The sequence below is a fragment of the Stenotrophomonas sp. A3_2 genome (assembly GCF_036624925.1).
Lineage (GTDB): Bacteria > Pseudomonadota > Gammaproteobacteria > Xanthomonadales > Xanthomonadaceae > Stenotrophomonas > Stenotrophomonas hibiscicola.
Genome location: NZ_JAZKVY010000081.1, coordinates 1 through 339, shown reverse-complemented (window position 1 = coordinate 339; position 339 = coordinate 1). Strand labels below are relative to the sequence as shown.

Below are 339 nucleotides of genomic sequence, written 5' to 3'. Positions count from 1 at the left end.
CAAGGCCCCCTGCGGTCACCGGTTTCTGCGCGGCGCCGGCAATCTGGTCGACGGCGGTCGGCTGGCTTTCGCCAAAACGCACGCGCATCGCGGTTTCCAGATAGCCCAGCGGCTGCCCGCGTTCGACCGCGCGGCGCACGGCAAAGGCGACCAGCAGCGCTTCGGCGCGGGTTGCCTGGCCCGAGGCGGCGGCGGCCTGCTGGTTCAGCTCGGCGAGGCGCTGTTGCAGCGCCGACAGGCGCGCGGTGGCATCGGCCAGCGCGGCACTGGTGGCGATCAGGTTGCCTTGCGCGACAAGCGCGGTGGCGGTCGGGCTGGCGCTGGTCGGCGTGGCGGGCA

General features: G+C 73.7%; 1 protein-coding gene. It reads right to left on the bottom strand.

All coding sequences use genetic code 11. The features are described 5' to 3' along the window. The coding region (locus R5H29_RS01500; protein WP_332328626.1) for a hypothetical protein at positions 1-339 on the bottom strand (339 nt) is incomplete at both ends.